The sequence below is a fragment of the Candidatus Nitrotoga sp. M5 genome (assembly GCF_927904885.1).
In the GTDB taxonomy this organism is placed as follows: Bacteria; Pseudomonadota; Gammaproteobacteria; order Burkholderiales; family Gallionellaceae; genus Nitrotoga.
Genome location: NZ_CAKMNW010000009.1, coordinates 31,307 through 45,730 on the forward strand (window position 1 = coordinate 31,307; position 14,424 = coordinate 45,730).

Here is a 14,424-nt window from a genome sequence, read left to right on the forward strand (position 1 = left end):
CCGATTAATTTTTTTAACTTAATCGGCGTAGCCGACATTTCATATGGCGTAAGACTGCCTCTTTTTTTAATCTAGTGTTACCAAGCATATATACGGGGTACAAATGATAAAGTCCGACTTTGACAGTATGCATAATACAGGACGCTACTAGGCTTATGCACATCACCCACTTACTTCATGCCACCTTTCTTGTGGCAGACCTGAATAAAGCACGCATTTTTTACGAAAAAGTTTTAGGGTTGATACCTGACGGCAAACGCCCAGAAATGAGTTTTTCCGGCGTGTGGTATAACGTTGGTATACATCAGCAAATTCATCTCATGCAACTCCCTAATCCGGAAGCTAGTCTACAGCGCCCAGCGTATGGAGGACGCGACCGCCATATAGCCCTATCGGTAAATAATCTGAATGCGTTGATGCAAAAATTGGATTCAGCCTCGATAGGCTACACGATAAGTAAGTCCGGCCGCCCCGCCTTATTCTGCCGCGACCCGGATGATAATGCGCTGGAATTTATTGAGTGCAAATCTTCCCTTTAATATCCAGGTAGAAAAATTGCCCTGTTTTAAAGGTTATTTACTTTTTTGTAAAGTATGTACCTGGTAACATATTGATTATATGAAAACTCCAAAAAGAATTGAGCCGCTCATCCTGGATGGCATAGTTGACAAAGTTGACCGTCAGCTCATGAGCGGCAAAGAAGCCAATGTATATATTGTCATCTGTGGAGAACATATCCGCTGTGCAAAAGTTTATAAGGAAACTAATAAGCGCAGCTTCCATCAGGCCGTTCACTACACAGAAGGCCGTAAGGTGAAAAATAGCCGTATGGCCCGTGCCATGGAAAAAGGCACCCGCTATGGACGAAAAGAACAGGAAGCTGCCTGGCAAAATGCCGAGGTGGACGCTTTGTATAAACTTGCTGCTGCAGGGGTGCGTGTGCCGCATCCCTATGGGTTTTACGAGGGTGTTTTGCTGATGGAGCTGGTGTCTGACGAAAATGACGAGCCCGCTCCGCGACTCAATGACCTAATCCTTACTGATGAGCTTGCGCGGAAATATCACCTGATTTTGATCAGACAGGTCGTGCGCATGCTGTGTGCTGGCATTGTCCACGGCGACCTGTCCGAGTACAACGTCCTCGTTGATAGCAACGGGCCGGTAATCATCGACTTGCCTCAAGCAATTGATGCTGCGGCAAACAACAATGCCTGCAAAATGCTGGAGCGAGACGTCGATAATCTGGCAATCTATTTTGGCCAATTCGCCCCCGAGCTTCGATCTACAGACTATGGCAAAGAAATATGGTCGCTCTATGAGAAGGGTGAACTACATCCTGAAATTAATCTGACGGGCAAATTCAAACGGTGCGAAAAACAGGCTGACGTCGGCGCTGTAATACGGGAAATTGATGCCGCTCGTGATGCGGACACGGCACGGCGACTCTTGCGTCAAGCAGCTAAAGCAGATGGCAGATGAAATATTCCTCTTGAAAATCGTGAGACCACCCCAACCTATGCGTGCGTCCTGTCTAAAAAATAACGGAGAGAGTAATGACCGATAATGTAACCAGCAATCGTGAAACCATGGGCTTCCAGGCCGAGGTAAAACAGCTACTTCAATTAATGATTCATTCGCTATATTCGAATCGCGAAATTTTCCTGCGTGAACTGATATCCAATGCGTCCGATGCTTGCGATAAATTGCGCTACGAGGCGCTGCACAACCCAGCATTATTGGAGGATGATTCCGAGCCGGCTATCCATATCAGCTACGACATCGATGCAGAAACGCTAACCATTAGCGACAACGGCATTGGCATGAACCGCGACGAGGTCATCAATAATCTTGGCACTATTGCCAAATCCGGCACGCGCGAATTCTTTACGCAGCTTTCTGGAGACCAACAGAAGGATGCAAACCTTATCGGTCAGTTTGGTGTGGGTTTTTATTCGGCTTTTATCGTCGCTGACAAGGTGAGCGTGCTGACGCGCCGTGCCGGTGAGAAAGTCGATCAAGGTGTAAGCTGGGAATCTGACGGTGGCGGAGAATTTGCCATTGAAATGGTCGAGTTAGCCTCCCATGGTACAACTATAACTCTGCACTTGCGTGAAGGGCAGAAAGACCTGCTAAATGGCACAAAATTGCGCAGCATTATTCACAAATATTCTGACCATATCGTTCAGCCTATCTTGATGAAAAAGGAGGAATGGAAAGACGATGCTCAGCATGTGCTCGATGAAGAAGAGACAGTCAATCAAGCTTTTGCATTGTGGGCACGCCCCAAATCCGAAATCGACGATGACGAGTACAAAGGTTTCTACAAACATGTAGGTCATGACTATGAAGATCCGCTGGCTTGGACTCATGCGCGTGTAGAGGGGCGCCAGGAATACACGATGTTGTTATACATACCGGCCAGAGCACCATTTGATCTATGGGAACGTGATGCGAGTCATGGCATTAAATTGTATGTACGCCGCGTCTTTATCATGGACGATGCCACCCAGTTAATGCCACATTACATGCGCTTTGTGCGCGGTGTTGTTGACACCAATGATCTCCCGCTAAACGTATCACGCGAGATTCTGCAAGAATCGAAGGATATCGAAGCAATCCGTTCTGGCTGCACGAAGAAAGTGCTTGGTCTGCTGGAAGATATGGCTGCAAAAGATCCCGATAAATATGCCAAGTTCTGGGATGTGTTTGGCCGCGTGCTGAAGGAAGGTGTAGGTGTAGACACTGCTAATAAAGACAAGATCGCTGGTTTGCTGCGTCTCGCTTCTACTCACACTAACTCTCCAGGAGAAATCGTTTCTCTGGCCGATTACATCAGTCGTATGAAGGAAGGGCAGGACAAAATTTATTACATCACTGCTGACACTTTCAATGCTGCGAAAAATAGTCCACATTTGGAAATATTTCGCAAAAAAGACATTGAAGTGCTTTTATTGACCGATCACGTCGATGAATGGGTGGTGAGTAATTTATCCGCATTCGAGGGCAAGCCGTTGGTGTCTGTTGCTAAAGGAGGGCTTGATTTAGGTGAACTCGAAGACGAGGCAGAGAAACAGGAGCAGGAAAAAGATTCCGGTGCATTTAAAGATCTGACCGACAAAATTAAAGCTAGCCTTAACAAGCGCGTTAAAGAGGTACGTGTGACTCACCGCCTGACCGATTCGCCAGCCTGTCTTGTGGCGGACGTTCATGACATAAACGCTAATCTGGCTCGCCTACTAAAGGCGTCAGGACAGAAGGCGCCAGTGTCGCAGCCTATCCTCGAAATTAACCCCAAGCATCCGGTTGTGTTACGCCTGAAAGCTGAAGAGAACCAGTTTGATGATTGGGCCTCTGTATTATTTGACCAAGCTTTGCTGGCCGAGGGTGGTCAGCTTGACGATCCAGCCAGCTTCGTGAAACGAATTAATCAGTTGATGTTAGAGATGAGTAGCTAACGCTGAATTACTGTAGGCAGGGTATGTATGTTTGAGCGTCATACTCTGCTCTAGCAGCCAGTCGGAATTAAAGGAATTTGGCTGTAAATTGAGCTGAGAAGTGATTATTTCGCCGATATTTTAGCAATTGAACAACTATTGCCTTGTAAATTCGTCAAGTGGGATAAGCAGACATTTAGCCGCAAAGTGAAAGCTCACAAAATCATCCCTCGCTCAGTTTATTGTTCGCTACGATTCTTTTTGTCCGGCAGCCTGTTTGGCTGCCCAGCACTAAATATTTTAAATGCTGGGCAGCATACTTATGCTGATGCACCCAAGGTTATACAAGTAAAATCGGTACCATAGTCGCATTAACTTTAAAATAATGCGGCTATGGTACCGATTTTACTTGGCACTAATCTTTGCACTTTTGTAATTGAGTAAGAATAAACAAATGTGGATAAAAGCATACAGATGCGGACTATATTAATACTCACCATCGGTGCCTGGTTGGCGCTACTATCTGCAATTTATTTAAGTGTTGAGAATCGACCACTCATCACTGGAATAGCCGAATTTACTCCAGCTCATATCGAACGCGCCAAACATATACTGTCGCATAATAATCCTCGCAAAATGAAAGGAGGGGCGCTGCGCACCATTGCTATTAGTCAAGAAGATCTCGACCTTGTAGTCAATTACCTTGTCAACAGTTACAGCAAAGGAAGCGCCACCAATATAACTTTAAAACAAGGCATTGCGAACGTACGTGCAACTGTCGAATTACCGCCCAACCCATTCGGCCACTATCTCAATATTGATGCCAAATTACGCGCAACGAAATCACTCCCTCGATTTGAGTATCTGCACATAGGTAAGTTACCGGTGCCCGCATTTGTAGCAAATTGGCTACTCAAGTTTGGCATTAAGAAGTTGCAAGCCAGCGAGGACTATGGGGCAGCCGTCGATATCATAAAGAATGTGAGTACAAGCGATAATATGCTGCGTGTTGTTTTCGAATGGAACGAAGCACTGCCAAATCACATCAAAGCTTTGCTGGTACCGCCCAAGGAGCAAGAGCGACTAAAGGCATATCATGAGCGACTGGTCGAGCTGACCGGAAAACCTGGCTCAAAACGCAATTTGCAATTCAATGAGCTGTTGCGAGCTTTGTTCGAGTTCGCCACACAACGTTCAAACGGTGGTAACCCGGTAGCGGAGAATCGCGCCGCGATTATTGTTATGGCATTTTATGTAAACGGAAAAGGACTTGGTGACATTATTCCGGCTGCCAGACAATGGCCCAAGTCGACTTTGCGCAGTATGACCTTGAACGGACGCAGAGATTTCACTCAGCATTTCACGATTTCTGCGGTACTTGCCGCTACTGCTGGCAGCCCGCTGTCAGATGTTATCGGCTTGCACAAAGAAATCAAGGATTCTCAAGGTGGTAGCGGTTTTAGCTTCAATGACCTCGCAGCTGATCGTGCCGGCACTCGTTTCGGCGAACTTGCCACAACAAATGACAGTGGCGCGAAAAAAGTGCAGCGGCAACTTGCGGCAGGTCTGCGCGACTCCGACGTTATGCCGGACGTAAAAGATTTGCCTGAATATATGCAGGAAATCGAGTTCAAACGCCGCTATGGCGACATTGGTAGCCCTGCTTATACAAAAATGACCAACGAAATCGAGCGACGCATCGCAGCACTGCCCCTATATCACTAATTTCATAAAGTCACTTTCATAATAATTTTGTGTAACCATTAACTAAACAATAATGAGCTGTGAATTCTGTGAAACAACGAATGAAACACTGCTATGGCGCAGCGAACAATGTCGTGTAATGCTGGTTGAGGATGCTGATTATCCTGGATTCTGTCGCGTGATATGGAACCGTCACGTCAAGGAAATGACAGACTTAAATGTTGGCGAACAGCATGATTTGATGAGAGTGGTATTTGTCGTGGAAAGCGTGCTACGTGAAGTGATGCAGCCCGACAAAATCAACCTTGCCAGCCTCGGAAACATGACACCGCACTTGCACTGGCACGTCATTCCGCGCTACGTCCTCGACAAACATTTTCCCAATCCGATCTGGGGTACACCTCAACGTGCAGGCATTCAAAAGCTACCGTTAGATTGGCAGACTCGGTTTGCAAAGAGCATACGTCAACGACTTCAAAGTGATCAAAAAATATCTATTTCTTAGGGCTTCACTAGTAATAATCCACGCTTGGCCAACAAGGCTGCTCCGACGGCAGATTCAGTATATTCAGCTACCGACAGTGGCACACCTAACATGCGTTCACGTATTTTTCTCCACACTTTATTTTTCGCTCCGCCGCCGACGGTGGTAACAGATTTTAATGGGCTTGCACCAAGTTCAGCCAGCTTGGTGTAACCCGCCGCTTCGATGCGGCTCAAGCCTTGCAGTAGACCATGCAGAAAGAGTACGTCGTCCGCAGGGCGTGGGGTAAGGCGTGGCGCCAAAGTGGGATTGTTAATCGGAAAGCGTTCACCAAGCCGCGGCAACGGGTAGTAGTCCAGAGGGCTATTAGTGACTGGATCAATGTGTTGGCTGAGTTCACCGATTTTCTGATCGTTAAAATATTGCCGCAACACACCGCCGCCCGCGTTGGATGCGCCACCCGCCAACCATAAATTTCCAAAGCGATGACTGTACACGCCATATTTTTCTGCTTCTACTCGTTGTTTAGAGAGTAGTTTGAGTACCATCGTGGTGCCTAGTGAAGTGACCGCTGAGCCGGGTTCATGCACGCCTGCGGCAATGAAAGCGGCGATACTGTCAGTAGTGCCCGCATGCACCATGCACGCTGGGTTAATCTTGAAATGCTGCGCCACAAAGGAGCTGACGTTAGTAATACTTGCTCCGGGGGCGACAACTTGCGGCAGTAAATGGGCATGCGGCAAATGCATAATCCAATCCGGCCAGCACAGGCGTTCTGCATCGTAGCCGCTCTTAAGCGCATTGTGATAGTCGCTGACGCCGCCTAGCCCAGTAAGCAATGAAGCGAGCCAATCCGCCTGATGCAGAAAATACGCTACGTTTGAAAGTTCGGTGTGCCTTGTTAGCCATAGAAACTTAGCTAATCCTGAGCTTGCGCTACAAGCAATGTGGCCAGGTGGAGCAAGCTGTTTTAGTTGCTCCGATTCTGCTCTTGCGTGATTATCGAAATAGAGCAAAGCGGGAGTAGTCGGTTCTAACTCTTTGTCACACAATAACACTGTGGCAGAAGTAGCAGCAATAGCGATGCTATGTAATTCAGCTGCAATCGTTGTGGGTAGGCGTTTAAGCAGTGTATGCAACGCATTGCGCCAAATCAGATGACTTTGTTTGGCTGTATTAGTGTAGGCGATAAAATCTTCATGAATAATAGTCTCGGCTTTGTCCACAACACAAACGCGTGCGCCGGATGTGCCAAAGTCCAGACCGAGATAAGATTCCATGTGGGAAGTTAAGGGGCGACCGCGTAGTTCATAAGTGTCAGTTATCAAGACTAATTCAACTGATACTTAGAAAAGGATATGGTCTGGCCCCTTTTGGTGACTTTCGTTTACTTATTGATGTAATGTAGATTATTTAAGATATCGATTTCTTTTCTGTTGGCTTATAACACTTGGCCCCATTCAAAATTTCCTCCTTGGCTTCCTTGACTCCGACCCAGCCATCTATCTTGACCCATTTGCCTGTTTCCAGGTCTTTATAGTGAGCAAAGAAATGCGAGATTTGTGAAGTTATTAGTTCAGGCAAATCTTCATGCGATTCTATTTTGCTGTAAAGACTGCATAATTTGTCAACGGGCACAGCCAGTATCTTGCCATCCTCGCCAGCTTCGTCAGTCATTTTTAGCATGCCCAACGGTCTACAACGAACCACCACACCTATTACAAGCGGTACGGGTGAAATGACAAGCACATCTACAGGGTCTCCGTCTTCAGACAACGTATGCGGAATATAACCATAGTTGCACGGATAATGCATCGCTGTGGACATGAAACGATCAACAAACATGGCACCGGTTTCCTTATCTATTTCGTATTTAACAGGATCAGCATTCATAGGTATTTCTATGATTACGTTAAAATCGTTGGGAAGGTCGCGACCAGAATTTACTCGATCTAGATTCATTTCTATTCCTTGCTAAAATACTCCATTATACCTGTGAGTCCGACAGATCATCCAGCCTGAGCTTTGTCAAGACAGTTGCAATGTCTCAATTTCTCATCGGAGTATTCAAAACATGCCTACTTGTCTATGTGTTTACACGTAGTAGGCACAATATAGCCGTCTGTGTACCATAGATAAAGCAATTCAAGTGTTTCCTGTGACAGGTTTACTGTGGAATCAAGCTGGCGCGTATCGGCGAGAGACCGTAATTCTCGATAAGCAGATTTACCGACGGCATGCGTCATACCATTAATGAAAACCTTACCACTGTGACACAACATTTGTGATTTCAAGGCTATCGCTACACCGCTGGTTTGTATCTTCTGTTCGAAGCGAGTGCGACTAAGTGGTTTAGGAGGTGGATCAAAAAATATATGCGGCTTAGGTTCGCTTAGATAACTACCTAGGAAATTGGCAATGTCGGATTTAGTCCATTGCGTCCGCCGGATGATCTGCTCAACCTGACGTAGCATATGCGTACCTATTTCTGAGGGATGGCGTTGAATTTTTAGATCCGGGTCGACGTACATACCGTCCAAGCAAACCTGATCCTGCAAATACACCAGAAACTGTTCTGCCAATTCCTGATGACTCGGGGTGCGGAAGCCAATGGAATATGTCATGCAATCACTTTCGGCAATGCCGTTATGAGCATAATGCGGTGGTAGGTAGAGCATGTCGCCTGGTGCTAGCACCCACTCTTGTTCCATCTGAAAGCGTTGTAAAATTCTCAATGGAGCGCCTTCCACCAGTGCATGATCCTGCTGTGCAGAAATTTGCCAGCGACGATGACCAGAACCCTGCAACAGAAACACATCATAAGAATCGAAATGCGCACCAACCCCCCCCCCTTTGGGGGCATAGCTCACCATCAGATCATCCAAGCGTGCATGCGGAATAAAGCTAAAATTCTTTAAAAGCGCGGCTGCTGTTAGCAGGTGCTGATTCACTCCTTGCACTAGCACAGTCCACTTACTCTTTCCTAAGCTATCAAACTTTGACGCTTTAAACGGACCATCTTGCATTTGCCACTGACCGTGCCGTTGAGTCACGAGGCGTGATTGCACATCCTCAGTGCAAGCTAAGTCGAACAACTGCAAGCGATCAAGTAACCCATTGAATTGCGGGAATGCTTGGCGAATAAGCAAGGGTTTTTTTTGCCAATAGTCGCTTAAAAACTCCTCTGCCGATAATCCACCTAACATGGTGAAGTTGGTTTTCATAATTCGTTCTCGTTCATAAACACCCGATTTTTCGCGCTGCCCGCTGAATATTTTCGGTCAAACACCATAAGTCAAGCACTTAATTTCTTTATAAGTAGACGAATAAGCCACCTTGGTTCGTCCATCCCGATTTCAACATATCTGGATCGAATTTTTCCAGCGCAATAGTTGGTATTTTTAATTTCCCCGTTGTGACGCATTATCAATCTTGTGGCGACAGCTTGGCGAATAGTTTGAAGAGCTCGCTAGTATTGCTGACATCACGTAAGACTGGAAGTGCTCCAGCCCTTTCCCTGTATTGCGATTAAACTAGGCACCTGTTTCAAAATTAAGATGTTGTCTTCGATTCTCGCACGAATAGGTGAGTTCTATTAAAGTATTCAGCTCGTTGCATGCAATCCGTTTTTGTTGTTGTGTCACAATATCATTCGCCGTGCGCAAGGTATGGCACACGTTACAGATGAGCTTGCGGTAATGCTCACGCAGTTTTGAGTCGAGTTTCAGTTGTGAGTCGACATGATAATCCATTGTCGGTGTTGCTTGAGCAGTCCGCAAAATAATCTCGCTTCGATGCACATAACACTTCGCACAGTATCCTTGACCTGTTTCCCTGAATGTCATTCATCTACCCAGATGATTGCTTCAACATGATGATCCAGGTACTTGGAAATGGCTTATAATGCTCTGTTAATTTCGTGATCTGGAAATGTCTAATATATACTTCAATTTAGCGTATTCGCTTCGCACTAAATTTGGATGTTTAAACAGTTGAGTGTTTGTACAATCAATTGCTTGACTAAAACCATACGCATTTCTATTAGGTTTTTTATCGATTAAGTTATATTTTCATAATAGATCAATATGTTATGTTGATTGTCGATGGCTGATTAACATTGTGCCTACACCAACGCATACAAAAATATTTTCGTCCAAATTACGAGAATGCAAATAAACATAACAAATATCAATCAAACGCTCCACATTTGTGATCGTCAAGCAAGCAAGTATGCGCCATACCTTAATATAGTGGTCACGCACACGGTAATGCCGATAAAATTCTCAATCTGATATAAGGAGTTAAAATGAAAATTGCAAAAGATACTGTTGTATCGTTGCGCTATGAATTGTTTGATGCAAACGGCAGTCCGCTGGAAAAAACGGAAGATCCCATCAGCTACCTGCACGGAGGTTATGACGGCATATTCCCGACTGTGGAAGAAGCACTACAAGGTAAGGATGTCGGTGCTGAAATTAAAATTTCGATGGAACCAGATGATGCTTTTGGAGAGTATGAGCATGACTTGGTGCGCGTTGAGCCACGCAATTTGTTTCCGGATGAAATTGCCATCGGCATGCAGTTCGAGGGGGGGGTAGAAGATGGTGACGACGACGATTACTCGCTCTACACTGTTGTGGATGTAACCGATACCGAAGTAACTGTAGATGGTAACCACCCTCTTGCTGGCAAAACGTTAAATTTTGCAGGTGTTGTTACCAATGTGCGTGCTGCTACTGCCGAAGAGCTGGAGCATGGCCATACGCATGACGAAGGTGGACATCACCACTAATGCAGGACTTTTCCAGATTATACTGTTGCTGTAACTCTTGCTTATTTGATGTGGCAGAAGGATTGTATTCATAAAAGTGCCCGATACTTCGCGGTAGAATAAGTTTGATTATCCTCGTTACAGCTCGGTAATTCGCACCGTGCGCTATTATGTTCATGACGTTGGGATACGTCACAGCTAGGCACAGGAAAGATATGTGTTCAAGGGTTAACATTTTTCGCTTCAGTTCTCTGTGTCAAACAGCCAAAATATCGAACGGGATTCGGTGTTTCTAAAGCGAGTTAGTCAACCCCGACTTTTTTGCTGATGGCTTGAAGACAAATTGAGGCAGAGCAAATGGCTCTTATGAAAATAACCTTGACAATATCTACTAAACAAGTGCAACATGACAGCTGGCGTTTGATTCAAAGTTTTTGCGATACTGGTTTTTTCCATGTGCAATCTTCGATTCAAATGGTTTCGCGGGGGAGTTTCCTCGTTTTTAGTTAAGGAAGTAATTCACATGGCAACTGGTACAGTAAAATGGTTTAACGACGCAAAAGGTTTTGGTTTTGTTACTCCTGATGATGGTAGCGAAGATTTATTCGCGCACTTTTCAGCAATTAACATGAGCGGCTTTAAGTCTCTTCAAGAAGGTCAAAAAGTTACGTTTGACGTGACTCAAGGCCCTAAAGGTAAGCAAGCATCCAATATTCAAGCGCCTTAACAGTTCTTGGTTGGACCAAAAAAGCCCAGCACGAAGGTGCTGGGCTTTTTTTAGTTTTGAAAACTGACGCCTACGAATTGACCTCTTATAGTATGAATTTGTGGTAGCCCACCTGCGCAGGCAGCAATAATAGTGGATTGCCATTTTTGCCAAGTGCACTTCTACAGTGCCTGACTTATCGTATGAACTAAGTTGCAACATCTGTACGCCCCATGCCACGTCAAATCCTGTCACTTCGCTTGCTACTATACCCAAGCCGCCTTCGCAACGGCTGGCAGATAAATCCACATGTAGCCAAGGAATGTCATTGACAAAACGTTTAAGAAAGCGAGTGGCTAAGATGTGATCGGCCCCGCCGTCCAGCGTGCATTGCTTGATGTCAGCAACTTTTGAGTCCAGCGCAGCTTCAAAGTCGTCATCCAGCGGGAAGGCGCACAGGCGCTCGCCGCTTTGCTTTCCCACTCTGACCGCACGCTGCAACAGCTCCTCGCGAGTTCCCAATACGCCGCTGTAGCGCGCCTAAGGCTATGGCTATGCTGCCGGTTAGGGTGGCGAAGTCAATTATCAGATCTGGTTTGGCACGTGCCGCCAGCGTGAGTGTGTCAGCTAGTACCATACGACCTTCAGCATCGGCATGAATAATTTCAATGGTAGTGCCGTTCAGCGCTGTTACGATATCGTTTTGTCTGTACGCTTTGGCGCTGATGTGGTTTTGCGCAATTGCCAGCAATCAATCAATATTTACTGGCAGCTTTCCCTGTGACGCTGTAAGCAAGATACCCAGCGCTACGGCCGACCCATTCATGGCTACGTGCATGCCATGCATATAGCGCGTTGGCTGCAGGATATGCCCACCGGTATCGAAGCAAATTCCCTTTCCTACCAACCCAACGGTTTGTTTGGTTTCCGGATGAGTGTAGCGCAGATGTACGATGGCGGCATCTTCGTCTGCGCTACCCTGCGCCACAGCCACAAAAGCACCCGCACCCAATTTACGCAATTCTTTAAGGTCAAACTCCATATGCTTCCAGCCATGTTGTTGCGCGAGTTTTTTTACCCGCGCCCGGTATAAAGCTGGAGTCAGTTCGTTAGGCGGAAGCACAGTCAGTTCGCGACATAGAATATTGCCTTCGGCTTGCGCCTTGAGTGATGCCAATGCTTGCTTGTCGGAAAAACCAAATAGTTCAATTTTTCGCAGAGGCTTGCGTTTATCAATTTTCTTATGTTCCGGTAGCATGATGCCATTAACCCACGCACCATATACAGCCAGCTCTGCAGCCAGCTTGCGTTGCGCAGGCTCACCGATCACCACTATAGAAATGCTCTTCGACATTTCAGCCAGAAGCAATTGCCTGGCTTTGCGCACTTGTGTCTGGATGGTAAAGGTGTCCGTGGAAAAATCCAGCATCGCCCATGTTATCAACGCGCCATTAGCTGCATTGGCAGAAATTGGCGTGTTCGTCAGCTCATTCACCTTAAGGTTGCGTTGCGCTAGCACTGTCTTATGTCTTAAGTATGTCCCTATGCGGCAAGTTGCGGGGTAGCGTTTTGGCTTTAGGTAGCAGAACCAACAGATGGGTTAATCATATTCTTGGGCAGCGTCAGGGAAAGTGTAAGTTGTGCTAGCATTTGTTCCTCAATAAATTTTTTGCATTGTTTGGCATTATACAAACAGTCACAATCTATTCCCTGAATCTATATGCGCCAGTATTTATATTTGATGCAACATGTGCTAAATCATGGCACTAAGAAGAGCGACCGCACCGGTACCGGCACCGTAAGTGTATTCGGTTATCAGATGCGCTTTAATCTGGAACATGGCTTTCCGCTGGTGACTACCAAAAAATGTCACATGAAATCTATCATCCATGAATTGCTATGGTTTTTGAATGGCGATACCAACATCCGCTACCTTAAAGAAAATGAAGTCAGGATTTGGGATGAATGGGCGAACGAAGATGGCAACCTTGGTCCGGTGTATGGCAAACAATGGCGGTCGTGGGCAGCAAAGGATGGTCTCACCATTGACCAGATTTCAAATGTTATAGAGCAGATTAAATGTAATCCCGATTCACGCCGTCTGATCGTTTCAGCCTGGAACGTAGGCGAGCTGGATCAAATGGCGCTCGCACCGTGCCATGTCCTATTTCAGTTCTATGTGTCTGATGGCAAACTCTCCTGTCAACTGTATCAACGTAGCGCGGACATTTTCTTGGGTGTACCTTTCAATATCGCTTCTTACGCTTTGCTTACTTTGATGATGGCGCAAGTGTGCGGTTTGAAACCAGGCGATTTGGTGCATACGCTCGGCGATGCACATCTGTACCTCAACCATCTGGAACAGGCTGAGTTGCAATTGACGCGTGAGCCGCGATCACTGCCAGCTATGCACATCAACTCAGAGGTGAAAAATATATTCGACTACAAGTTTGAGGATTTTATGCTAGAAGGTTATGACCCATACCCGGCGATTAAAGCCGCAGTGGCTGTATGACAAATAACGCAAGAAGAAGAAAAAAGAGCAAGCTTGCGATCATTGTCGCAATGGCTCGGAATCACACTATTGGCATCAACAACACTCTGCCATGGCGCATTCCGGCAGACCTCAAACACTTTAAATCGCTCACCATGGGGCATCATCTTATTATGGGGCGCAAGACATTCGATTCCATTGGCAAGCCGCTGCCTGGTCGGGTCAGCGTGGTGGTAACTCGCAATAGTGCATTAAATATTGAAGGCTGCGTTATGGCGCACTCGCTGGAAGATGCGATAAATGCTTGTGAGGATGATGATGAAATTTTTATAGTAGGCGGTGCTGAACTCTACGCATTGGCCATGCCGTTTGTGGACACAATCTATCTTACCGAAATCATGCAAGACGTAGCAGGCGATGCTCATTTTCCAGAGTTTGACAGAACTCTATGGCAGGAATTGGCACGTGAGGGATGCAGGCAGGAAACTCCCCAGGCACTGGAATATAATTTTGTTACGTATGGCAGGAAATCATAAATGGTGGTATCTGGAATCAAGTGTGGGGAAAGGCAAAAATAGGGCGCGCCAAACTTTAGTTCGCAGTGTAAATCTGGCTATATTTTGAGGCTGCATCCGGTAGGTTTTTGAGGTCAAAAGTGGATGAGATTTCAGATGGTCCGACAAAAAATTAGCCAACTATCATGACAAGATGGTGAAAACACCTACTGCCACTTACATCGTCCTTAGCATTCCGTAGAAAACAAAGATCCAGCCTCGTCAAGCAAAATTAATTCTATTCGTTTTAATTACGAATAATTATATTATAAAATAC

At 46.0% G+C, this 14,424-nt stretch carries 12 protein-coding genes and 2 pseudogenes; 9 read left to right on the plus strand and 5 right to left on the minus strand.

The genetic code is table 11. The features are described from left to right. Positions 1-155 precede the first annotated feature (155 nt). The 5 genes from MJ770_RS03790 (at position 156) to MJ770_RS03810 (ending at position 5,643) form a co-directional block, all read left to right on the plus strand. Positions 156-539, plus strand: coding sequence for a VOC family protein (locus MJ770_RS03790; RefSeq protein ID WP_239250278.1), 384 nt, complete (start codon positions 156-158; stop codon positions 537-539). Positions 540-618: 79 nt separating this feature from the next. Continuing rightward, on the plus strand, positions 619-1,479 hold the full coding sequence (locus MJ770_RS03795) for a PA4780 family RIO1-like protein kinase (protein WP_239250279.1): 861 nt from the start codon (positions 619-621) through the stop codon (positions 1,477-1,479). A 74-nt stretch (positions 1,480-1,553) separates the two neighbouring features. Beyond that, positions 1,554-3,455, plus strand: a complete 1,902-nt coding sequence (gene htpG / locus MJ770_RS03800; protein ID WP_239250280.1) for a molecular chaperone HtpG — start codon at positions 1,554-1,556, stop codon at positions 3,453-3,455. Between the two features lie 453 nt (positions 3,456-3,908). After that, positions 3,909-5,159, plus strand: a complete 1,251-nt coding sequence (locus tag MJ770_RS03805) for a hypothetical protein (RefSeq protein ID WP_239250281.1) — start codon at positions 3,909-3,911, stop codon at positions 5,157-5,159. Positions 5,160-5,211: 52 nt separating this feature from the next. Beyond that, positions 5,212-5,643: an HIT family protein gene (locus MJ770_RS03810; protein WP_239250282.1), complete on the plus strand. Its 432-nt coding sequence runs from the start codon at positions 5,212-5,214 to the stop codon at positions 5,641-5,643. Here the strand turns inward: MJ770_RS03810 and MJ770_RS03815 are convergent. The 3 genes from MJ770_RS03815 to MJ770_RS03825 form a co-directional block, all read right to left on the minus strand. After that, positions 5,640-6,950, minus strand: a complete 1,311-nt coding sequence (locus tag MJ770_RS03815) for an FGGY-family carbohydrate kinase (RefSeq protein ID WP_239250283.1) — start codon at positions 6,948-6,950, stop codon at positions 5,640-5,642. The genes MJ770_RS03810 and MJ770_RS03815 overlap by 4 nt on opposite strands. Positions 6,951-7,035: 85 nt before the next feature. Beyond that, on the minus strand, positions 7,036-7,584 hold the full coding sequence (gene ppa / locus MJ770_RS03820) for an inorganic diphosphatase (protein ID WP_239250284.1): 549 nt from the start codon (positions 7,582-7,584) through the stop codon (positions 7,036-7,038). Positions 7,585-7,700: 116 nt separating this feature from the next. Next, on the minus strand, positions 7,701-8,846 hold the full coding sequence (locus tag MJ770_RS03825; RefSeq protein ID WP_239250285.1) for a cupin domain-containing protein: 1,146 nt from the start codon (positions 8,844-8,846) through the stop codon (positions 7,701-7,703). Positions 8,847-9,928: 1,082 nt separating this feature from the next. On the opposite strand from MJ770_RS03825, the gene MJ770_RS03830 reads away from it, so the two are divergent. Further along, positions 9,929-10,414, plus strand: a complete 486-nt coding sequence (locus MJ770_RS03830; protein ID WP_239250286.1) for an FKBP-type peptidyl-prolyl cis-trans isomerase — start codon at positions 9,929-9,931, stop codon at positions 10,412-10,414. A 502-nt stretch (positions 10,415-10,916) separates the two neighbouring features. Next, complete coding sequence (locus MJ770_RS03835) at positions 10,917-11,120, plus strand: cold-shock protein (RefSeq protein ID WP_239187831.1); 204 nt, start codon at positions 10,917-10,919, stop codon at positions 11,118-11,120. A 276-nt stretch (positions 11,121-11,396) separates the two neighbouring features. Here MJ770_RS03835 and MJ770_RS03840 read toward each other — a convergent pair. Together MJ770_RS03840 and MJ770_RS03845 are read right to left on the minus strand one after the other, a co-directional pair. Continuing rightward, positions 11,397-11,582: pseudogene (locus tag MJ770_RS03840) on the minus strand (leucyl aminopeptidase family protein); the annotation flags it as partial. Next, positions 11,536-12,528: pseudogene (locus tag MJ770_RS03845) on the minus strand (M17 family metallopeptidase). The pseudogenes MJ770_RS03840 and MJ770_RS03845, both read right to left, overlap by 47 nt. A gap of 291 nt (positions 12,529-12,819) precedes the next feature. Between MJ770_RS03845 and MJ770_RS03850 the strand changes: the two are divergent. Next, entirely contained in the window at positions 12,820-13,614 is a 795-nt protein-coding gene (locus tag MJ770_RS03850; protein ID WP_239250287.1) for a thymidylate synthase, read from the plus strand. Next, complete coding sequence (locus MJ770_RS03855; RefSeq protein WP_239250288.1) at positions 13,611-14,129, plus strand: dihydrofolate reductase; 519 nt, start codon at positions 13,611-13,613, stop codon at positions 14,127-14,129. Before MJ770_RS03850 ends, MJ770_RS03855 begins: the two co-directional genes overlap by 4 nt. Positions 14,130-14,424 lie beyond the last annotated feature (295 nt).

Bases quoted from the DNA above. Each gene is read 5' to 3' on its own strand.
- MJ770_RS03790 (WP_239250278.1), top strand. From the start codon at position 156: ATGCACATCACCCACTTACTTCATGCCACCTTTCTTGTGGCAGACCTG.
- MJ770_RS03795 (WP_239250279.1), top strand. From the start codon at position 619: ATGAAAACTCCAAAAAGAATTGAGCCGCTCATCCTGGATGGCATAGTT.
- htpG (WP_239250280.1), top strand. From the start codon at position 1,554: ATGACCGATAATGTAACCAGCAATCGTGAAACCATGGGCTTCCAGGCC.
- MJ770_RS03805 (WP_239250281.1), top strand. From the start codon at position 3,909: ATGCGGACTATATTAATACTCACCATCGGTGCCTGGTTGGCGCTACTA.
- MJ770_RS03810 (WP_239250282.1), top strand. From the start codon at position 5,212: ATGAGCTGTGAATTCTGTGAAACAACGAATGAAACACTGCTATGGCGC.
- ppa (WP_239250284.1), bottom strand. From the start codon at position 7,584: ATGAATCTAGATCGAGTAAATTCTGGTCGCGACCTTCCCAACGATTTT.
- MJ770_RS03825 (WP_239250285.1), bottom strand. From the start codon at position 8,846: ATGAAAACCAACTTCACCATGTTAGGTGGATTATCGGCAGAGGAGTTT.
- MJ770_RS03830 (WP_239250286.1), top strand. From the start codon at position 9,929: ATGAAAATTGCAAAAGATACTGTTGTATCGTTGCGCTATGAATTGTTT.
- MJ770_RS03835 (WP_239187831.1), top strand. From the start codon at position 10,917: ATGGCAACTGGTACAGTAAAATGGTTTAACGACGCAAAAGGTTTTGGT.
- MJ770_RS03850 (WP_239250287.1), top strand. From the start codon at position 12,820: ATGCGCCAGTATTTATATTTGATGCAACATGTGCTAAATCATGGCACT.
- MJ770_RS03855 (WP_239250288.1), top strand. From the start codon at position 13,611: ATGACAAATAACGCAAGAAGAAGAAAAAAGAGCAAGCTTGCGATCATT.